Below are 1,642 nucleotides of genomic sequence, written 5' to 3' on the forward strand. Positions count from 1 at the left end.
TGCTGCCGGCCCGTTTGCGCACCTTTTTCCTACCTGCCTGCCTTGCTCCACTGGCGGTACTGGCCGCGTCCGTCCACCTGGAAAGCGTCCTCGGGCTGGTGCCCTGCCCGTTGTGTTTCAGTCAGCGGCTGCTGCTTGGCGTGTACGCGCTGCTGTGCCTGGCAGCAGTGTTGCAGGCGCCGGGTACGGCGGGCATTCGCTGTTACGCGCGGTCAACGCTGGGCTGTTCGCTGGCCGGGGCGTTGCTGGCAGCGCGACATGTCTGGTTGCAAGGGGATGACGGGGCCATCCCTGTCTGCCCGGTGCCGCTCGGTCGGCTGTTCGAACAATCCTGGGGCGAGGCGGCCCGGCAGTTGTTGTTCGGCGGCCCGGATTGCAGCTCTCTGACCTGGAGTTTTCTCGACCTGACCCTGCCCGAGTGGAGCCTGCTGGCTTTCCTGCTGCTAGCGATGCTGCCCTTGAGTTGCCTGCTGGCGTATCGTTTCCGCAGCCTGGCGAGAACATGACCTGGCGCAAGGTTGCGCCATTGGTACGACCAATGGCCGTGTAACAGGGTATTAAACACTTGTATGAACTTTGTCCGCTGCGTACCTTGAAGGCCAGCCCGTGCGGGAATAATCTCCCAGCACGCATACCGAAAACACAACTGCTCGATGCCGCCTGCTGATGTCACCTTTGTGCTGCATGGTCGTGGTGCGAGGTGCAGCGGCATCTACCCAGAAGGGAAGAGATAGCCATGCTCGATAGTTGCCAGAACGCTCAGGAACGCTGGGGTGGGGTTCATAAACTGATCGACCGCTGGCTGGAGGAGCGCCAGGAACTGGTGCAGGCTTTCCGCGCACTGCGCGATGCGAAGCCGGCCTTCGCCGACAAGGACACGAACGGGGAGTTTTGTGCGCTCCTTGTCGACTACGTTTCGGCGTGGCATTTCGAAGTCTGCGAGCAACTGGTCAGTGAGGCCAAGGCCTTCGGAGACGAGAAGGCGCTGAAACTGGCCGAAGAGATCAACCCACGGATCAACGACAGTACTCAGATCGCACTGGCCTTCAATGACCATTGTGCCAAGGGCGAGTGCAAGGACACCGAACGCTTTGCCGAAAAGCTGGGCAAGCTGGGTGGCCTGCTGCACGAGCGCTTCGAGCTGGAAGACTGCCTGATCGAAGTGTTGCACAACGCGCACAAGGAAGAAGGCGCGGTCCAGGCCTAAGGGCTGGCGTCAGTCGCCAACCGCCAGCAGCTCGATCTCGAACACCAGGGGTGTGTAGGGTGCGATCAGGTCCCCTGCGCCCTCGGCGCCATAAGCTTGCGCTGAGGGAATCACCAGGCGCCATTTGGCGCCAGCGTGCATCTTTGGCAAGGCTACCTGCCACCCTTCGATCACCGAATCCAGGCTGAACCACTGGGGCGTCTGGTTCTGGTCGAACACCGAGCCGTCTGGCAGCCTGCCCACATAGCGCACCTGCACCTTGCCACCGGCTTTGGGCTGCGCAACCGTACCTGCTTGCAGTTCGCTGTAGAGCACGCCCTCCGCTAGTTCATGTACGCCATAACGACCACGCTCGTTGGCCATGAAGCGTGTTTCAGCAGCTTGCAGCTTTTGCATGGCGGCATCGCCTTCCTGCGCTTCCTGCTGTTGGAGCAA

The 1,642-nt window shown here is 61.4% G+C and carries 3 protein-coding genes; 2 read left to right on the plus strand and 1 reads right to left on the minus strand.

Annotation, left to right across the window (positions count from 1 at the left end; all coding sequences use genetic code 11):
• Window positions 1–2: 2 nt before the first annotated feature.
• The gene (locus JV551A3_RS02065) at window positions 3–506 is read left to right on the plus strand and encodes a disulfide bond formation protein B (protein ID WP_133978285.1); all 504 of its coding nucleotides are present in this window, start codon (window positions 3–5) and stop codon (window positions 504–506) included.
• A gap of 230 nt (window positions 507–736) precedes the next feature.
• Window positions 737–1,207 carry a sigma D regulator gene (gene rsd / locus JV551A3_RS02070; RefSeq protein WP_112251196.1) on the plus strand — a complete coding sequence of 157 codons (471 nt, stop codon included), beginning with the start codon at window positions 737–739 and terminating at the stop codon, window positions 1,205–1,207.
• A gap of 9 nt (window positions 1,208–1,216) precedes the next feature.
• Here rsd and JV551A3_RS02075 read toward each other — a convergent pair.
• A partial coding sequence (locus JV551A3_RS02075; RefSeq protein ID WP_133978287.1) for an FKBP-type peptidyl-prolyl cis-trans isomerase occupies window positions 1,217–1,642 on the minus strand: 426 nt, incomplete at its 5' end.

Origin of the sequence: Pseudomonas inefficax (genome assembly GCF_900277125.1) — a bacterium.
In the GTDB taxonomy this organism is placed as follows: domain Bacteria; phylum Pseudomonadota; class Gammaproteobacteria; order Pseudomonadales; family Pseudomonadaceae; genus Aquipseudomonas; species Aquipseudomonas inefficax.

Bases quoted from the DNA above. Each gene is read 5' to 3' on its own strand.
- rsd (WP_112251196.1), top strand. From the start codon at position 737: ATGCTCGATAGTTGCCAGAACGCTCAGGAACGCTGGGGTGGGGTTCAT.